Origin of the sequence: Streptomyces sp. NBC_00691 (assembly GCF_036226665.1) — a bacterium.
In the GTDB taxonomy this organism is placed as follows: Bacteria; Actinomycetota; Actinomycetes; order Streptomycetales; family Streptomycetaceae; genus Streptomyces.
In genome coordinates, this window is sequence record NZ_CP109007.1 from 7219429 (window position 1) to 7236785 (window position 17357).

Consider the following 17357-nt stretch of genomic DNA (forward strand, 5'->3'; position numbering starts at 1 on the left):
CGGTCGTGGACGGTCGAGGAACACGTCAGCCCACCCGGAGACCGACCGCCAGCGTCAGTTCGAGAACCCGGTGTGGCGCTGCGAGATCAGGAAACAGCTCCCGCAGCTGCGACATCCGGTACCGGACTGTCTGGGGGTGGACGAACAACGCCGCCGCCACCTCCTCCCGCCTGCCCTGGTGCAGCAGCCACTCCCGCAACGTCTCCTCCAGCCGCCGTGCGGTCGCGACAGGCAAGGTCCGCAACGGTGCGAGGGCTCGGGCACGCAGGTCTGCGAACGCGTCCACGTCGGCGCTCAGCACCAGCTCGGGCAAGTGGTCCTCGGTGTCGCGAATGTCGGAGGAGAGGGAGCGCGCGCGTACGGCTCGTGTGTACGAGGCGGACGCGCGAATCCATGGCCGGGCGGGACCGATCACGGCGGTGCGGTCGGTGAGCTGCCGCAAGAGACGTGATCGGTCGGCGTCGGGGACGAGCAGCACACCGGTGGCGTCCGGCAGATCGTCGAGGACGAGGGTGCTCGGGTCGAGCGCGCGGTAGGCGGGCCGGGCCTGGGCGGCGGGCAGCAGGACCGCGGTCAGCGAAACCGGAGGCTGCCACCCGGCCCGTTGGACAGAGGCCAGCAGCACGTCCGGGCTCGCGCCGGCGAGCAGGTCGCGGGCCAGGTGTTCCAGGTGGCGCTCGTGAGCCCTGCCCCGGGCGGCCAGTTCGTCGGCGTGGCCCGCGGCGCTCGCGGCGGAGAGCTCGTCGATGTAGGCGAAGGTCAGCTCGGCGAACTTGGCGACCTCGGCGGCGGGCAGACCTGCGGGTACGGCACCCGCTGCCAGGCATCGCCAGGCCACGCGGGCGCCGACGCGGTATGCGCCGAGCAGCGCGTCCATCGAACGGCCGGAGCGCACCTCGCCGCGGCCCAGCTCGTAGGCCGCGTCGCCGGCGTCGCCGCCGGTGGCGTTCCCGCTCGCGAGGTCCAGGTAGTGCCCCAGGGCGGTGCGGACGGCTCTGCGGATGGTGCCGCCCATGCGGCCCGAAAGGGCGTTGGCGTAGGGAGGGACCTCGTCGATGATCGCCTGGACGACCTCGTCGGCGGTGGTCTTCAGCGCGGCACGAAGTGCGGTGACCGTCGTCTCATTGAGGGCCAGTTCGCTGGCCCTCCGCATGGCATGGCTCACTTTTTGTTCCCTGCGAACAATCTAGCCGATCAGATTTACGTCCTGCGGTCAGGACTTTACGCCTTGAGGCGCAGCAAGCTGGAGGCATGACGAGTGCAGCCCTCCGCAGCAGGGCGTGGAAACTGCTGGAGATGGTCACGACGCCGCTGCTGCCGTCGGACTACCTCGACCTGGTCAGCCCGCTGCGTGCGGGCGCCGACCTGAGGGGGCGCATCGAAGCCGTGCTCCCCGAGACGGATGACGCCGCGACCGTCGTGATCAGACCGGGACGGGGCTGGCGCGGCCACACGGCGGGTCAGTACGTGCGGATCGGGGTCGACGTCGACGGGGTGCGCCTGTGGCGTGCCTACTCCATCACCTCGCCGACACACCGCCAGGACGGCCGTGTCACGATCACCGTGAAGGCGATCCCGGACGGCAAGGTCAGCAACCACCTGGTCCGCAGGGCGCGACCGGGCACGCTGATCCAGCTCGACCAGCCGACCGGTGACTTCGTTCTGCCGCAGGCCAAGCCCGCCAAGGTGCTCTACCTGACCGCCGGCAGCGGCATCACGCCTGTGATGGGCATGCTGCGCGACATCGAGCTCGACGACGCCGTCATGGTCCACTGCGCGCCACAGCCGTACGACGTGATCTTCCGCAACGAACTGCACGACCTGGTCGCGGACAAGAAGCTGCGGCTCACCGAGGTGCACACCGACACGGACGGCATGCTCGACATCGGCCGTCTCGACGAACTCGTGCCCGACTGGGCCGAGCGCGAGACCTGGGCCTGCGGGCCCGCGGGCCTGCTCGACGCCGCCGAAGAGCACTGGACCGAGCACGGCGTACGAGAGCGCCTGCACACCGAACGCTTCCGCCCCGGCATCGTCGTCGCCGGTGAAGGCGGCGAGGTCACGTTCAGCGCCACTGGCAGGACCGTCGACGCGGACGGTGCCACGCCGTTGCTGGACGTCGGCGAGGAGGCCGGCGTGCTCATGCCGTCCGGGTGCCGCATGGGCATCTGCTTCGGCTGCGTCACGCCGCTCAAGGCGGGCGCCGTCCGCGACCTGCGCACCGGCGAGATCACCGAGGCCGAGCCGGGCGTCCTCATCCAGACCTGTGTGTCCGCCGCGGCGGGCCCCTGCGACATCGAACGGTAGGAGCACCTTGACCGCCATCGACCCCACCGCCCACCTCACCGCGGAGCAGATCGAGGAGCTCGGCCGCGAGCTGGACGCGATCCGCGACGAGGTGATCGCCGGCCGCGGCGAGAAGGACGCCGCCTACATCCGTAAGGTCATCTCGGCGCAGCGCAAGCTCGAGCTGGTCAGCAGGGGCGTGCTGCTGTTCTCGATCTTCCCGCCCGCGTGGCTGATCGGCACCGCCGGGCTGTCCGTGGCGAAGATCATGGACAACATGGAGATCGGCCACAACATCCTGCACGGCCAGTGGGACTGGATGCGGGACCCGAAGATTCACTCCACCACCTGGGAGTGGGACCACGTCTCGCCGTCCGAGCAGTGGAAGCACTCGCACAACGAGCTGCACCACACGTACACCAACGTGATCGGCAAGGACAACGACCTCGGCTACGGCATCATGCGCGTCGACGAGGACCAGCGGTGGCACCCGTTCCACCTCGGCCAGCCGCTGTGGAACTTCATCAACGCCTGCTTCTTCGAGTACGGCATCGCCGCCTACGACCTGGAACTCGGCAAGAACCTGCACAAGCGCCGCCGCAACAACCCGGAGTTCCGCGCGCGTGCCAAGGCCGTGGGCCGCAAGATCCGCAAGCAGGTGCTCAAGGACTACGTGATCCACCCGCTGCTTTCGGGCCCGTCGTTCCTCCCCACGCTCGCCGCCACGTTCACCGCGAACCTGGTCCGCAACATCTGGTCCCATTCGGTGATCATGTGCGGGCACTTCCCCGAGGGAGTGCAGGTCTTCGAGCGCCGGTCGATCAAGGGCGAGACGCGCGGCCAGTGGTACCTGCGCCAGATGATGGGCTCGGCGAACATCAGCGGCAGCAGGGCCATGCACTTCATGACCGGCAACCTGTCGCACCAGATCGAGCACCACCTGTTCCCGGACCTGCCGAGCAACCGGTACGCCGAAGTCGCGGTGAAGGTGCGCGCGCTGTTCGAAAAGTACGAGCTGGAGTACGTCACCGGGCCGCTGCCCAAGCAGGTCTTCTCCGCGTGGCGCAAGGTCTTCCGGCTCTCGCTGCCGAACAGGAAGCCCAAGGTCAAGACGCCGGACCGCGAGCAGGAGCTCGTCGCGGCCTGACTCCCGGTGCTGGTTCGGTCCCTTCGGCCGTACCGACGGCACGTGCGAGGTCACCGACACACTCGCAGCACCTCCCCCACCTGCGGAGAGCAGCGTATGACGACGAGGAAGGCCTGCGGCGAGGCCCTGTGGGGATCTATCGTGACGGGCGACTGAAGAACGTGACCGGTCGTTCCCGCCGTACTCCGTCGACGACGACGTCGACGGACTCGTCGTAGAAGGCCACCCGGTCTTTGATGATCCCTACGGAGGGCAGGGGGTCGGGGTAGCTCCAGGCGATGTCGGGCCGCACGTCGGCGTCGCCGGCCCAGGACCAGTACTCGCTCGCCACACCTTTGTACGGACAGCGGGTACGCCCGTCGGTACGGGTGAAGAGGTCGAGGCGGACGTCCTCCCGCGGGAAGTAGAAGCGCACCGGCAGGCCCGTCTCGAAGAGCAGAACCGGCGTGTGCGTGTCCGCGACGACCGTGCCCGCGATCTCGACCTGGACGTGTCGACTGCTGGGCAGGGCGTCCACCCGCTTGTGCGGGTCGCGCGGGTGCACGAAGATCTCTTCGTCCTCCTCGTACCAGTGGTCGAGAACGTCGCGCCCGAACCATTCGAAGCTGATGTGATCGGCCAGCTCCTCTCCGGGGTAGGTCCAGGCCGCCGCCCCGACGGTCCGGTCGGGGAGCACGAGGTCGTAGAAGACCGTCGCTCCCGCGTGACGCCGCCGGCCGGCGGGCCGCTCCGTCCTCCGCAGCAGGTCCGTCCGGACGTCCTCGGCCGGGAACGCGTAGAGGGGTACGGGGCGACCGGGCTCCCACACGAGGACCGGTCTACGGCTGTCCACGATCGTGAACTCCCCGGCCGTCGCACGCACCCAGCGCTCCGCCGGCTCCCAGAAGACGCTGTCGGACTCGTCCCGGCGGCGTACGACGGGCACGGCTTCCGGGCCGGCATTCGGTGCGGTCATCGGTCTCTCCTCTCGCTCCGGTTCCTGCCTCCGGTGTCCGGACCCGCGTCGCGTACGGGTGGCAGCCGGTGTGGTCCACGCTGCTCCGGATCCCGGCCGATGGCAAACGGCCCGCCGTCGCTCCTGCCGGCACTTCGAAAGCGTCCCTCGGACCGGTGCGTGGCCAAAGGCCGGGGTGACACGGACGCGCCGCAGCTCGGCGTCCAGCCGGGCACGCTCCTGCGCATCCTTCGAAGACGGCCGACCATCGCTCGCCTTCCCGGCGCGAGGTCATGAGGTGCGTGCCGCGCGGGCCACTCAACGCTCGCGCGGCCACACGCGGCGGGCCGCACAACGCGGTGGCCGGAACCGGGGTACGCCTCCGGAACCGCTTGTCCGAGCGTTGTCCGCCAGACCGCGCAGAGGGGCCTCGCCCAGGCCTGTCGCACCGTGAGGGTCCGGTAATCCCCACGCAACACGAAACACGGCGGAAACTCCCGTGTACGCATCGCGAAACGCATCCCCGTGAGGCTCTCCCTCGAACCCGTAGGAGGAGACCGCTGATGCCCCTCGCCGTCGCACCCCGGCTCGACACCGGCGACACCGCCTGGCTGCTCGCCGCCACCGCGCTCGTTCTGCTGATGACCCCCGGCCTGGCCCTGTTCTACGGGGGCATGGTCCGCACGAAGAGCGTCCTCAACATGCTGATGATGAGCTTCGTGTCGATCGCCCTGGTCACAGTGGTCTGGCTGGTCGCGGGCTACTCGCTCGCGTTCGACGACGACGCCTTTGCCGGACTGGTCGGCGGCCTGGGCCACCTCGGCCTGGCGGGCATCGGTCCGGACACCCTCACCGGCACGGTTCCCACGTTTCTCTTCAGCACCTTCCAGCTGACGTTCGCGATCATCACGGCGGCGCTGATCAGCGGCGCGGTCGCGGACCGCACCAGGTTCGCGGGCTGGCTCGTCTTCGTGCCGGTGTGGACGCTCCTCGTATACGTCCCCGTGGCGCACTGGGTGTGGGGCCCCGGCGGCTGGATCACGCACTCGCTGGGCGCCCTCGACTTCGCGGGCGGACTCGTCGTCGAGATCGCGTCAGGCGCGTCCGGCCTCGCCCTGTGCCTGGTGATCGGCCCGCGCATCGGCTTCAAGAAGGACGCGATGCGGCCGCACAACCTGCCGATGGTGCTGCTCGGCGCGGGGCTCCTCTGGTTCGGCTGGCTCGGCTTCAACGGCGGCTCGGCGCTCGGCGCGAACGGCCTGGCCGCCGCGTCCCTCCTCAACACCCTCGTCGCCGGGTGCACCGGCCTGCTCGGCTGGCTCTTCGTCGAACAGCGGCGCGACGGTCACCCGACCACCTTCGGTGCGGCGTCCGGCGCGGTCGCGGGGCTCGTGGCGATCACTCCGGCGTGCGGGGTCGTCGCGATGCCCGGGGCGGCGGCGGTCGGTCTCGCCGCGGGCGTCGTCTGCTCGTACGCGGTCGCCTGGAAGTTCCGCTTCGGGTACGACGACTCCCTCGACGTCGTGGGCGTGCACTTCGCCGGTGGTGTCGTCGGGACGCTGCTGATCGGCCTGTTCGCGACGTCGGTGATGACCGGCGGCAAGGAAGGGCTGTTCTACGGTGGTGGGCTCGGCCAGCTCGGCCGGCAGGCCCTCGCCGTGGCGGCTGTGGCGGCGTACACCTTCCTCGTCACCTACGGGATCGGGAAGGTTGTCGACCGGGTGATGGGGCTGCGGGCCTCCGCCGAGGAGGAGCTGACGGGACTCGACCAGACGGTGCACGCGGAGACCGCCTACGATCACGGCGTGCTCGGCCACGGCGGCGCTCCGCTGCACGCCGGGTCCCCGGTCACCTCGCTGGTCAAGGACAGGAAGCCCACCGCATGAAGCTGATCACCGCGATCGTCAAGCCGTTCCGCCTCGACGAGGTGAAGAACGCACTCCAGGAGCTCGGCGTCAACGGGCTCACGGTCACCGAGGCCAGCGGGTACGGGCGTCAGCGCGGGCACACCGAGGTGTACCGGGGCGCCGAGTACCGGGTGGACCTGGTTCCCAAGGCCCGTATCGAGGTCGTCGTCGAGGACGCCGACGCAGAGCCCGCCATCGACGCCATCGTCCGCGCCGCCCACACGGGCAAGATCGGCGACGGCAAGGTGTGGGCGGTACCCGTGGAAACGGTGGTGCGCGTACGCACGGGACAGCGCGGCCCCGACGCGCTCTGACGTACGGGCCACACCGTGGCGGCGGGTCCGCGCCCCACGAGCAGGGGCCGAGCATCAGCAGGTCGCCCATCGACTCGTCATTCCACGGCACGGGGTTGCTGTCCTCGTTGCGGATCTCCCTCTGTACACCGGGCAGCGGCAGTCCGGGGGCCGTGGACGCCCTCCACTCGGTTGAGTTCGATATCGCTGGTGGCCGAAGGCCCAGAGATAGAGATCGACCTGCGCGATGCTGCCCGGGGGAGTCGCCGAGATCCCCATCATGCTGCTGGGCCCGCCGTCGCGCCTTCGGCGGAACGGCGGGCCCAGATCCATCGGGTTGTGTGGGGCGGACGAGCGTTCAGACCGCCGCTGCGGAAGGCTCGCAGGTGGTCGGCAGGTCGATGCGGACCGTCCGGTCGCAGAGTCGCTCCACCTGCGCGGGGTCGTGCGAGACGAGCAGGACCGTCCGGTTGCCCCGCAGGGCTGCCACGGACTCCTCGACGGTGTCGCGGCTCCGCTCGTCCAGGGCGCTGGTCGGCTCGTCGAGGAGGAGGGCCGCCGGTTCGAGGGCCAAGGCGCGCGCCAGGCACAGTCGTTGGCGCTGGCCGTTGGACAGGGTCTGGGCCGGCGTGTCCAACCGGTCGGCGACCTCGTTCCACAGGCCCGCCTCGCGCAGTGCCTGCTCGACGCGGTCGTGCAGCTCCGTCCGGGACGCCCGCACCAGGTGACGGAGGCCGAACAAGGCGTTGTCGAGGATGCTGCCGCCGAAGACCACGGGGGTCTGCGGTACCAGGACGACGGTGCTGCGCAGGCCGGCGTCGCCCTTGCCGTACCGGACGGGACGGCCGAGGACCTGCACCTCGCCCTCGCGACGGAGTCCGTGGGGCAGCAGGTCGACCAGGGCGCGCAGCACCGTGGACTTGCCCGCGCCCGACGGGCCGCACAGGCCGGTGGTGGATCCGGCGGCCAGCTCGAAGGCGACCGGACCGACCAGGCGCTTCGTGCCGTCGAAGATCTGCAGGTCGCGGACCGCGATGACGGTCTTGTCGACCGTGTCGTCCAGCCGCGCGGGACCGGTTGTCACGTCGTCCATCGTCGTGCTCCTTCGAAGCGGTTGCGCAGGAAGACCGCGAGGCTGAGCAGGCCCGCGGTGATCAGGACCAGGACGAGGGCGCTGCCCCATGCCTGGGCGATCGCCTCGGGGGCGCCCGAGTCCTGCGACAGGGTGAAGATGTGCGTGGGCAGGGCCTGGACCGGAGCGTTGACGATGCCGGTCGGGAGGGCGGGCGCCCCGAAGAACACCGTGGCGGTGAAGATCAGGGGGGCCGTCTCTCCCGCCGCGCGGGCCAGGCCGAGCAGCAGACCTGTGAGCGTGGCCGGCCAGGTGTACGGGATGACCACCGAGCGGACGTACTGGGAGCTCGTCAGACCCAGCGCGAGCGCCGCCTCGGTGATTTCCGCCGGCATGCTCCGAATCCGGCCTGCCGTGGTGAGGGCGACCACCGGGATCACCACGGGCACCAGGACCACGGCGCCGGCCAGCCAGGAGCGGCCCCAGCCCATGGTCGTGCAGAAGAGGACGTACCCGGCGAGGCCCAGCAGGATCGTGGGCGTTCCGCCGACCGCGACGGTCAACGTCTCCAGCACGCGGGCGGTCTTCGCCGAGGCGCGCGTTCCGATCACGATGCCTGCTCCATAGCCGAGCGGCAGTGCGATCAGGGCCGTGGTGGCAAGGAGCAGGAGCGTGCCGACGATCTGGTCCCGGATGCCGCCCCCTGACGCGCCTTCGGAAGGCGTGAACCAGAAGACCGGATTGAGCGCCGCGCCGCCGCGGGCCAGCAGGATGCCGAGCATGCCGACGAGGAGTGCTCCCGGCAGCAGCAGGGCCCCGAGCCGGACGGCGGTGGTGAGCCGGTCCTTCGGGGTGCGCAGCCATGCGGAGGACCGCCGAGCACGTGGAGCGCGCACGGCTCTTCCCGTGGAGCCGCGGGTGCCCCAGACGGTGGCGACGGCGACCAGGGTCAGCAGGATGATGCCCAGCCCGCACAGGGCCGCGAAGTACGGGCCGGAAGTGCCCGCGAGCATCGGCTCGGGGCCGGCCAGCTTGGTGGTGAGCGTCTGGCCGGGTCGTACGAGGAAGGAGAAGACGTCTCCGAGTGACTCGGGGAGCCGGTCGTCGGCGCGGCCGATGACCATGAAGACCGCGATGGCCTCACCCAGCGCCCGCGCCAGGCCGAGCAGGACGCCGGCCCGCATGCCGGGACGAGCCTGGGGCAGGACGGCCGACCGCACGACCTCACGGCGGGTCAGGCCGAGGGAGTACGCGGCCTCCCGGTACCGGCCGGGTACGGCAGCCAGCGCATCCACGCTGACCGCCACGATCGTCGGCATGATCATCACGGCGAGCACGATGCCGGCGGCGAGCAGGCTGTCTCCGCCCGGAACGTCACCGAGATCCGCCACGAAGGGCCGGATCACCATGATGCCGATCAGGCCGTAGACGATGGAGGGGACCGCTGCCAGGAGTTCGATGCTCAGACGCAGTGGCCTGGCGAGGCGAGGCGGAAGGTACTCGGACAGGGCGACGGCCGCCGCCCAGCCCACGGGGACGGCGAGAACCAGTGCCAGGACGCACACGACCGCCGATCCGTAGATCATGGCCAGGCCGCCGAAGGCGAGATTCCCCGGACTCCAGGTGGACGAGGTGAGCAGTGCCGTCCAGTCGACGGTTCCGCTCGCGATGCCCGTGACCAGGTAGCCGAGCAGGACCGTGAGGGTGAGCATCACGGACAGGATGCCGCTGTAGGCCCAGCCCCAGACCCATCTCGCCCGGCTGCCGCGGCCGCTCCCGGGGGAGGGCCGCGGCACGGCGGGTCCGGGCGCCTGGGTGGGGCGCTCCAGAGTGAGACCCATGATCAGAGGCCCATCTGCTCACGCGTGAGGTAGCCGTGCTGGGGCAGCAGCTTCTGGCCCTCGGGCGAGAGGATGTAGTCGATGTACTGCTTGACGGTGCCCTTCGGCTTTCCGTTGGTGATCATGAACAGGGGGCGGGTCATCGGGTACTTGCCGGACGCCACGTTCGCCAGGGTGGGGGCGACACCCTCCAGGGGCACGGCGACCAGTTCGGGGTGGCCGTCGATGAAGCCGGTCGACAGCGGGGCGATGGAACCGCGGGTGGACTTCAGCTTGTTGCGGGTCTCCAGGTTGCCGCCGACGATGGCGTAGTTCGCGGACTTGGGCGGGGCCGGCGGCTCGCCCTTGCCGTAGATGAACTTGTCCAGCACCTCACGGGTGCCACGGCCGGGCTCCTTGTCGTACACGAAGACCTGGAGGTCGGGGCCGCCGACCTCCTTCCAGTTCGTGATCTTCCCCTCGAACAGGCCCGCGACCTGCGCCTTGGTCAGGCCCTTGACACCGCCGTCTGCCACTTCCTTCGTGATGATCACGCCGACGGCGTCCGCGCCGATCTGCGTGGTCACGAAGTCCGTGTCGGGGTAGGCCTTCTGGTCCTTCTCCGACAGGGGCTTGGAGCTCAGCGCGATGTTGATCTGGCCGGTGCCGAGCTGGGAGATTCCGCCGGCGGAGCCGCCCTGGGTGGCGACGGTGATGTTCAGGCCCTTGGCCTTCAGCGCCTCGGCCGCATCGGATGCCACGGGGGCGACGGTGGTGGAGCCGCTGGCCTGGATGGCGTCCGTGCCGGCCTTCCCGGAGCCGGCGCAGCCGGTCAGGGCGGCGGAGAGGAGGAGGGAGGCGGAGGCGACGGTAGCGCCCTGGCGGACGCGGCGGCCGGTGAGGCGCGCTGCTCTGCTGCGGGATTCGGTGGACATGAAAGACATGGCGGTGCCTTTGCGGTGATGGAGGGACGGTGATCGGGGAACGCCGGTGGCGGATCGCCACCCGTAGGGCATACGGATCTGAGGTCGGGACGTGGAAGAGGTGTGGCCGTGAGCGCCGGTCGCGCCCCTGTCGCGTGGACGAGGAGAGACGCCGGACGAGAGTGCGGGGGGCGCCGGGAGGACTGTGTGTGAGCACCGGGCTTGCGGTTGACGGCTGTTCGGCGCCTGGAACCGAACTCCCTGGGGTCTCTCTCGCTTGCATGAGGAACTCGCGCCGGACCGTGCGGAGTTGCCGTCGAGTCCACACGCGGCTCTGTGATTGAAGCTCGGCCCGCTCCCCGTTGAAGGGCCTGAACGATCAAGGCGTGGGTAACCGTTCACCCGCTGACCCCGGGTGCGGACCGTGATGCCGTGGCCGAACGCTACCGTCTCGGACTCGCCCTGGCGAGATCTGATGGTGCGAAATCATCGATGATCGGCGATTGAATTTGAGTCGTGCGCCGAGATGACAGATGGGTCGCCTGCGGGTCGGCAACGGATTTCGAAGCCCCGGTGACCACCACTCGCACCTTCGCTCTGGACGGCTGCCAGCTGTGTGAACAAGGGGATTCAGATCGGTGATCTCTCTTCGCATCCAGTCACAGAGGAGGGCGAATCGGGGCACTGATGCCCCGGGGCGACGGCGGTCCGCAGGGATGGTCTTTCAGTCATTCATCGATCTATTGACATACATCGCTCAACGCTGGCAGGGTTCCGGCCGTCGGTCGACAGCGTCGTTACCGACTTGGGCCCTGACCCGGCCCCCTCCCGATCCGTCACGCTCCTTGATCACTCCCTGGGGGGAAGTGTGAGTAGTGCCCGTGTTCTGGTTGCCTCCGCGTTCGAAGCGGAGCTCCAGCCCCTGACGTCCGCGTGTGCGGCTGCCGCTCTGCAGCACCACGGCGCCGACGTCGTCGGCTGGGACGCGCACCTGCTTCCCGATGCCATTCCGGAAGGCCCCTTCGACCTCACGCTCGTCTCGGTCCAGCAGTTCGAGGGCCTTGAGCGCGGCATCGCCCTGGCGCGCAGGGTCTCGGAGGCGTACGGCACCACGGTCGTGACCTTCGGCCAGTACGCGCAGATGAACCACCGGGAGTTCCTGGAGGTCGCCGACGGCATCATCATGGAGGAGCCCGAGCTCATCAGCGCGGAGCTGGCCCAGCTCGCCGCCGGCACCCTCGCGCTCGACGAGGTGCCCGCCCTGATGACCCGCGCGGGAATGCGGCCCAAGCCCCCGCGCCGGCGCATCTCGGTCACCAAGCCCGCCCGGGATCTGTTCCCCTCCCTCGTGCACTACCCGGCGCACCACTCGCCGTTCGGCCTGATGGGCAACATCGAGGCCTCCCGCGGCTGCCACCACAAGTGCACCTACTGCTCCGTGTACGGCGCGTACGACGGTGGCGTCGCCGCCTACGACGCCGACAGCGTCCTGGCCGACGCACTGCAGCTGGCGGAGGAGGGCGTTCGGCACTTCTGCTTCATCGACGCCGAGTTCTTCAACTCCCGCACCATCGGCATCGGTGTCGTCGAGCGGCTCGTCGAGGCCATCGGCCCGATCACGTTCGAGTTCACCACCCGCGTCGACCACGTCCTCGACTACACCAAGGAACTGGAGAAGCTCGTCTCGCTCGGGCTGCGCCGCGTCACCTGCGCCCTCGAGTTCCCCTCCAACCGCATCCTCCGCATCTTCGACAAGCACATCGACGTCGACCACATGCGCAAGGCGGTCGACGAGGCCGAGCGGATCGGCTTCGAGCTGTACCCGACCTTCATTCCCTTCACCCCGTGGATCGAGTACGAGGAGCTCCTCGGTTTCGAGGACTGGCTGGTCGAGACGGGCCTCGCCCGCGTCACCGACCCCACCGCGCTGCAGACCCGACTGCTGCTGTTCAAGGGCTCCCCGCTGCTCTCCTCGCCGTGGATGGAGGACATCGCCACCGTCGACCGCGGTTTCTGGGTCGAGTGGACCCATCCCGACAAGCGCGTCGAGGAGCTCTGGCAGGAGCGTCGCACCGACGCCGAGGATGCGGGAAAGATCCGCTGCTGCGTGAAGTGCTGACCCACCCGCTCACACGAATAGGACACTGACATGGGTGGATCACCCCGCGTCGTCATCTCCACCGGCCAGGCCCTCCCGGACATGGACTGGACCGGCGAGCTCGCCGGCCTCACCGACTCGTGGCCGTACCTCGGCCCCAGCTGGCTGCGGGCCACGGAGAAGGTGCTGCCCGACGTCCAGCCCTGGCACACCCTCGCCCACCGCGCCCGTGGCGAGTTGGCCCTCCTCCCCGGCTACGTCCTCACCACCCCGCCGGTCGTCGACCACGAGCCGCGCACCTACCTGGGGTGGCAGGCGCCCTCCGGCGAGGAGGTGTGCTGCGGCGCCGAGACCGACGCCGCGCGCAGCGCCGAGGTCGACGCCCTGGGGACCGAGCCCTTCTTCCCGACCCTCCTCCTCGGCTCCCCGCTGGGCTACCGCACCGAGGTCGCCTACAACTTCTGGACCCCCACGCTGATGGGGGCCATCGTCGACAAGCTCGTGCCCGCCGCCTTCGAGGCCGGCATCCGCTGCATCGTCGCCCCCTGGATCCCCAGCCGGCGCGGCAACGACGCCCTCGTCGACGCGCTCAACGCCGCTGGTGCGTCCAGCACCTTCTGGGGCTACGAGGACTTCATGAGCCTCGACGCGCCGAACTGGGAAGGACACCTCGCCGCCCTGCCGCTGAAGAAGCGCCAGCGCATCAAGGGCGACGTCCGCCGTGCTGAAGCGGCCGGTGTGACGATCGAGCGCGTCGACGGCACCGACATCCGGCCCTACGCCGCCCGCATCGCCGAACTCACCTGTCTCAACCGGGAGAAGAACGGCGCCGGCGAGGAGCCCGAGCACATCGTGGGCATCCTCTCCGCGCTCATCGACGAGGGCGCGGACGTCCGCGCCTACCTCGGTTACAAGGACGGCGCGCTGGTCGCCACCTGCGTCACCATCCGCAAGAACCACCGCCTCTTCCCGAAGTGGGCCGGCTTCGACTACGCCGCGATCGGCGAGCGCAGCGGCATCTACTTCGCCCTCGTCCTCGACGCGCCGGTCCGTGACGCCTACGCCGAGGGGCTGCGCACCGTCGAGTTCGGCGCCGGCGCCCACCAGGCGAAGGCCCTGCGCGGCTGCACCCCGCGCGAAGTCACCACCTCGATGCTGCTCTCCGACCCGGCGCTGCGGCCGCAGGCGAAGGCCTGGCTCGACGCCTTCGGAAACAGCAGGCGCGTCGCGTTCGGCGCCGCGTCCCCCGCCCCGGCCCAGCCCGCGGCCCTGCCCCTCCTGGGCGGCTCCGGCGACAGCTGCTGCGGCTGACCCCGCCCGACTCCACGACAAGGACGAGAAGGACCACATGATCACCTTCATCCCCCTGACCGGATTCCTCGGGGCGGGCAAGACCACCACCATGACCGCCGCCGCGCTCGCACTCCAGGAGCAGGGCCGCAAGGTCGCCGTCATCACCAACGACCAGGGCGTCGAACTGGTCGACACCAAGCTGGTGCGCAGCAAGCTGGACAGCGTCGCCGAGGTCACCGGCGGCTGTTTCTGCTGCAAGTTCGAGGATCTCGTCGAGGCCATCGTCGCGCTGGTCGCCTCCGACAGCGTCGACACCGTGATCGCCGAGGCCGTCGGCAGCTGCACGGACCTCCAGGCCACCGTCGTACGACCGCTGCGCCAGTACTACGGCGACGACATGGTCGTCGCCCCGCTGACCACCGTGGTCGACCCGCTGCGGCACCTGGCGTTCGCCCGGGCCGCCGAGCGGGGCGAGCCGGAGTCGGACCTGTCGTACCTCTTCCGTCAGCAGGTCACCGAGGCCGACGTCATCGCGGTGAACAAGCTGGACACCATCAAGCCGGACCGCGCCGAGGAGCTGCTCGCCTCGCTCCGTGCAGGCAACCCGAAAGCGACCGTCGTCGGCTACTCCGCGACCTCGGGCGCCCACCTGGACACGCTGCTCGACGCGTGGCAGGCGCCGGCGACGAACGAGGACGTCGTCCTCGACATCGACTACGACCGCTACGCGGCGGCCGAGGCCCAGCTCGCCTGGATGAACCAGGAGCTGGACCTCACGGCCGCGGGGGACGGTTTCGACGCGACCGCGTGGGCCCGCACCGTCCTTCAGGAGCTGTCCGGCTGGGCCGCGGAGCACGACGCCGTGATCGGCCATGCCAAGATCACCGTCGAGATCGCCGACGGTGACTTCGCCAAGCTCAGTCTCACCGAGTCCGGCGCGCAGCCCACCCTCGACCGTGCTGCCGAGGCGCACGCGCCGACCGGCCGGGCCGTCGTCAACGCCCGGGTCGCCTGCGAGCCCGACGCCCTGGACGCGGCCGTCACCGAGGCCGTCAAGGCCGCCGACCTGGCCACCGCCGTCACCTCCTCGGCGACCACCCCGGTGTCGTTCAAGCCCTCCTACCCGCGCCCCGTGCACCGCCTCGCCCCCGCCGGCGCCTGACCGAGAAGGACCACCCGTCATGAGCGACACCACCACTGCCGGCAGCCTGCAGCAAGAGGTCCGGGAGTACTACCGGGCCAAGGCCGCCGAAGCCGAGACGAGCGGCGCCTGCTGCTCGCCGGACCCGCAGACCTTCGGTCCCGCCGCGTACGACGAGATCGGCCCCGGCACCGCCCCGGACGCCGCCCTCCTCGCCAGCCTCGGCTGCGGCAACCCGAGCGCCGTCGCCGAACTCCGCGAGGGCGAGACGGTCCTGGACCTCGGCTCCGGCGGCGGACTGGACGTCATCCTCAGCGCCCGGCGGGTCGGCCCCGACGGCCGCGTCTTCGGCCTGGACTTCCTGGAGGAGATGCTCGCCCTCGCCGCCCGCAACGTCGCCGACGCCGAGATCGACAACATCGTCCTCCTCAAGGGAACGATCGAGTCCATCCCGCTGCCCGCCGACACCGTCGATGTGATCATCTCCAACTGCGTGATCAACCTGTCGCTGAACAAGCCCGCCGTCTTCGCCGAGATGGCGCGCGTCCTCACCCCCGGCGGCCGCCTCGGCATCAGCGACGTCGTCGCCGAGGACCGGCTCAGCCCCGAGGAGCGAGCGGAACGCGGCGGGCACAGCCAGTGCATCGCCGGTGCCCTGTCGGTCGCCGAGTACAAGGAACTCCTCGAAGCGGTCGGCCTGAAGGACGCGGAGGTCGTGTTCACCCAGGAGGCGGCCGACGGCCTCCACGCCGCGATCATCCGGGCCCACAAGCCGCTCGACAGCACCTCCGGCGCGGAGGAGTGCGCACCCGGCGGCGCCTGCTGCTGACCACGTCATCGCACGAGAACCGTGGCCGGAGCTCAGAGCTCCGGCCACGGTTCTCACCGTTGTACTCGCCCGCGTCCCCTCGCTCTTGCGGGCGGACGAACAAGCTCCCGATGGCACGACCGGTCCCCACTCCGCTGCGGCCGACGGCGCGGAGGCGATCCCCGTAGCCGCTAAGGATTCCCATGTCCGAAACGTCGCTCGACCGGGAGACCGTCGAGGAGTACGCCCGCTGGTTCCGGGCCCTGGCCGACCCGACACGTCTCCGCATCATGCGGTTCCTGAGCGGTCGACCGGAGCCCGTGCCGGTGGGCGAGATCGTCGACCACCTTCGACTCAACCAGTCGACCGTTTCGCACCACCTGAAGATCCTCCACACCGCCCGCTTCCTGACCAGGCGCCGGGCCGGTGCCAGCATCCGGTACGCCATCAACCCCCGGTGCGTCACCGAGTTCCCCAGCGCCGCCGACATCCTCATCGGCGCACGGGTCCACTCGTGCGGGGAGCCGGAATCCAGCTGAAGGCCCTTCGGCCGTAGCCGTGCCGCAGCACGAAGACCGAAGACCGGCTGGGGTAGGACTCGTCGTGCCGGCCGGTGGAGAGTGCCAGCTCCTGCCCGGCAGGTCCGCCAACGCGACGGGCAGGAGCTGGTGTTCATGGGGAGGGCCGACAGCGTGGGCTTCGCTGGGGCCTCAGGCTGTGACGGCGACGCTCGCGACGGCCTTGTGCGTGTCGGCAAGGGCGGAGAGGTACCGCTCCGCGTCGAGTGCGGCCTGGCAGCCGGAGCCCGCGGCCGTGATGGCCTGGCGGTAGGTGTGGTCGACGACGTCGCCGGCGGCGAAGACCCCCGGCAGGTTCGTGCGGGTGGAGGGCGCCTCCACCTTGATGTAGCCCTCGTCGTCGATCATCTCCGCGCCGAAGCGCTCGGCCTGGGTCCTCATGTCGTCCATGAGGTCGGGTCCGTCGATGCCGGTGGGGAAGCCGGGGAAGTTCTCGACCTCGGTCGTCGTGGTCAGGGACCCTCCGACGAAGATCGAGCTGCCGAAGAGCAGGGGCCTGAGTTGGGCGCGGGCCGTGTAGAGGGCTGCGGTGTATCCGGCGGGTCCGGAGCCTATGACGATGACCTCACGGACGTCGCCCACGGTCGCTGTGTTCGAGCCGGTCAGGGGAGTCACGCCTCCTGCTTCGCGTCGATCTCGGCGATGAGGCCCTCGATCAGGACCTTGATCTCGTCACGGATCGGGCGGACGGCCTCGACACCCTGGCCGGCCGGGTCCTCCAGGGCCCAGTCGAGGTACTTCTTGCCGGGGAAGACCGGGCAGGCGTCGCCGCAGCCCATGGTGATGACGTAGTCGGACGCCTGGACAGCCTCGGTGGTCAGCACCTTCGGCCGCTGTGCGGAGATGTCGACGCCGACCTCGGCCATGGCCTCGACGGCGGCCGGGTTGACCTGGTCGCCGGGAATCGAACCGGCGGAGCGGACCTCGACGCGGTCGGCGGCCAGGTGGCGCAGGAATCCGGCGGCCATCTGGGAGCGGCCCGCGTTGTGGACGCAGACGAAGAGCACGGAGGCGAGCGGAGCGGTGGTCATCGGGTCTTCCTTGCCGGCAAGAGGTC

At 70.1% G+C, this 17357-nt stretch carries 16 protein-coding genes; 9 read left to right on the forward strand and 7 right to left on the reverse strand.

Annotated elements, in window-relative coordinates; genetic code table 11:
* Positions 1–25 precede the first annotated feature (25 nt).
* Positions 26–1165, reverse strand: a complete 1140-nt coding sequence (locus OG392_RS32430; protein ID WP_329285389.1) for a PucR family transcriptional regulator — start codon at positions 1163–1165, stop codon at positions 26–28.
* Positions 1166–1251: 86 nt separating this feature from the next.
* Here OG392_RS32430 and OG392_RS32435 point away from each other — a divergent pair, with 86 nt between their 5' ends.
* Together OG392_RS32435 and OG392_RS32440 are read left to right on the forward strand one after the other, a co-directional pair.
* A complete protein-coding gene (locus OG392_RS32435; RefSeq protein WP_329285390.1) occupies positions 1252–2307 on the forward strand; it encodes a ferredoxin reductase in 1056 nt (351 codons plus the stop codon).
* Positions 2308–2314: 7 nt separating this feature from the next.
* Positions 2315–3433 (forward strand): fatty acid desaturase family protein, encoded by a 1119-nt coding sequence (locus OG392_RS32440; protein ID WP_329285393.1) that lies wholly within the window; start codon positions 2315–2317, stop codon positions 3431–3433.
* A 136-nt stretch (positions 3434–3569) separates the two neighbouring features.
* Here OG392_RS32440 and OG392_RS32445 read toward each other — a convergent pair whose 3' ends face one another.
* On the reverse strand, positions 3570–4388 hold the full coding sequence (locus tag OG392_RS32445) for a DUF427 domain-containing protein (protein WP_329285395.1): 819 nt from the start codon (positions 4386–4388) through the stop codon (positions 3570–3572).
* 542 nt (positions 4389–4930) lie between these two features.
* On the opposite strand from OG392_RS32445, the gene OG392_RS32450 reads away from it, so the two are divergent.
* Positions 4931–6253: an ammonium transporter gene (locus OG392_RS32450; protein WP_329285398.1), complete on the forward strand. Its 1323-nt coding sequence runs from the start codon at positions 4931–4933 to the stop codon at positions 6251–6253.
* Positions 6250–6588: a P-II family nitrogen regulator gene (locus OG392_RS32455; RefSeq protein ID WP_329285400.1), complete on the forward strand. Its 339-nt coding sequence runs from the start codon at positions 6250–6252 to the stop codon at positions 6586–6588. Before OG392_RS32450 ends, OG392_RS32455 begins: the two co-directional genes overlap by 4 nt.
* Before the next feature lie 337 nt (positions 6589–6925).
* On the opposite strand, the gene OG392_RS32460 is transcribed toward OG392_RS32455, so the two are convergent.
* Genes OG392_RS32460 through OG392_RS32470 form a run of 3 tightly spaced genes read right to left on the reverse strand, consistent with a single transcriptional unit; the run spans position 6926 to position 10394 of the window.
* Positions 6926–7660, reverse strand: a complete 735-nt coding sequence (locus OG392_RS32460) for an ATP-binding cassette domain-containing protein (protein ID WP_329285402.1) — start codon at positions 7658–7660, stop codon at positions 6926–6928.
* On the reverse strand, positions 7648–9480 hold the full coding sequence (pstC, locus tag OG392_RS32465) for a phosphate ABC transporter permease subunit PstC (RefSeq protein ID WP_329285404.1): 1833 nt from the start codon (positions 9478–9480) through the stop codon (positions 7648–7650). Before pstC ends, OG392_RS32460 begins: the two co-directional genes overlap by 13 nt.
* A 2-nt stretch (positions 9481–9482) precedes the next feature.
* Positions 9483–10394: a phosphate ABC transporter substrate-binding protein gene (locus tag OG392_RS32470; RefSeq protein ID WP_329285406.1), complete on the reverse strand. Its 912-nt coding sequence runs from the start codon at positions 10392–10394 to the stop codon at positions 9483–9485.
* An 856-nt stretch (positions 10395–11250) separates the two neighbouring features.
* Here OG392_RS32470 and arsL point away from each other — a divergent pair.
* The 5 genes from arsL to OG392_RS32495 all read left to right on the forward strand — a co-directional run bounded on the left by arsL (position 11251) and on the right by OG392_RS32495 (position 16261).
* On the forward strand, positions 11251–12501 hold the full coding sequence (arsL, locus tag OG392_RS32475) for an arsinothricin biosynthesis radical SAM protein ArsL (protein WP_329285408.1): 1251 nt from the start codon (positions 11251–11253) through the stop codon (positions 12499–12501).
* Positions 12502–12531: 30 nt separating this feature from the next.
* Positions 12532–13791: a GNAT family N-acetyltransferase gene (locus OG392_RS32480; RefSeq protein WP_329285410.1), complete on the forward strand. Its 1260-nt coding sequence runs from the start codon at positions 12532–12534 to the stop codon at positions 13789–13791.
* Positions 13792–13828: 37 nt separating this feature from the next.
* Entirely contained in the window at positions 13829–14935 is a 1107-nt protein-coding gene (locus tag OG392_RS32485) for a GTP-binding protein (protein WP_329285412.1), read from the forward strand.
* 19 nt (positions 14936–14954) lie between these two features.
* Complete coding sequence (locus OG392_RS32490; protein WP_329285414.1) at positions 14955–15743, forward strand: methyltransferase domain-containing protein; 789 nt, start codon at positions 14955–14957, stop codon at positions 15741–15743.
* Between the two features lie 182 nt (positions 15744–15925).
* Positions 15926–16261, forward strand: a complete 336-nt coding sequence (locus OG392_RS32495; protein WP_329285416.1) for an ArsR/SmtB family transcription factor — start codon at positions 15926–15928, stop codon at positions 16259–16261.
* 171 nt (positions 16262–16432) lie between these two features.
* Here the strand turns inward: OG392_RS32495 and OG392_RS32500 are convergent, their stop codons facing one another.
* Both OG392_RS32500 and OG392_RS32505 read right to left on the reverse strand, forming a co-directional pair.
* The gene (locus OG392_RS32500; RefSeq protein ID WP_329287595.1) at positions 16433–16882 is read right to left on the reverse strand and encodes an NAD(P)/FAD-dependent oxidoreductase; all 450 of its coding nucleotides are present in this window, start codon (positions 16880–16882) and stop codon (positions 16433–16435) included.
* Positions 16883–16911: 29 nt separating this feature from the next.
* The gene (locus OG392_RS32505; RefSeq protein ID WP_329285417.1) at positions 16912–17331 is read right to left on the reverse strand and encodes an arsenate reductase ArsC; all 420 of its coding nucleotides are present in this window, start codon (positions 17329–17331) and stop codon (positions 16912–16914) included.
* Positions 17332–17357: the final 26 nt, after the last annotated feature.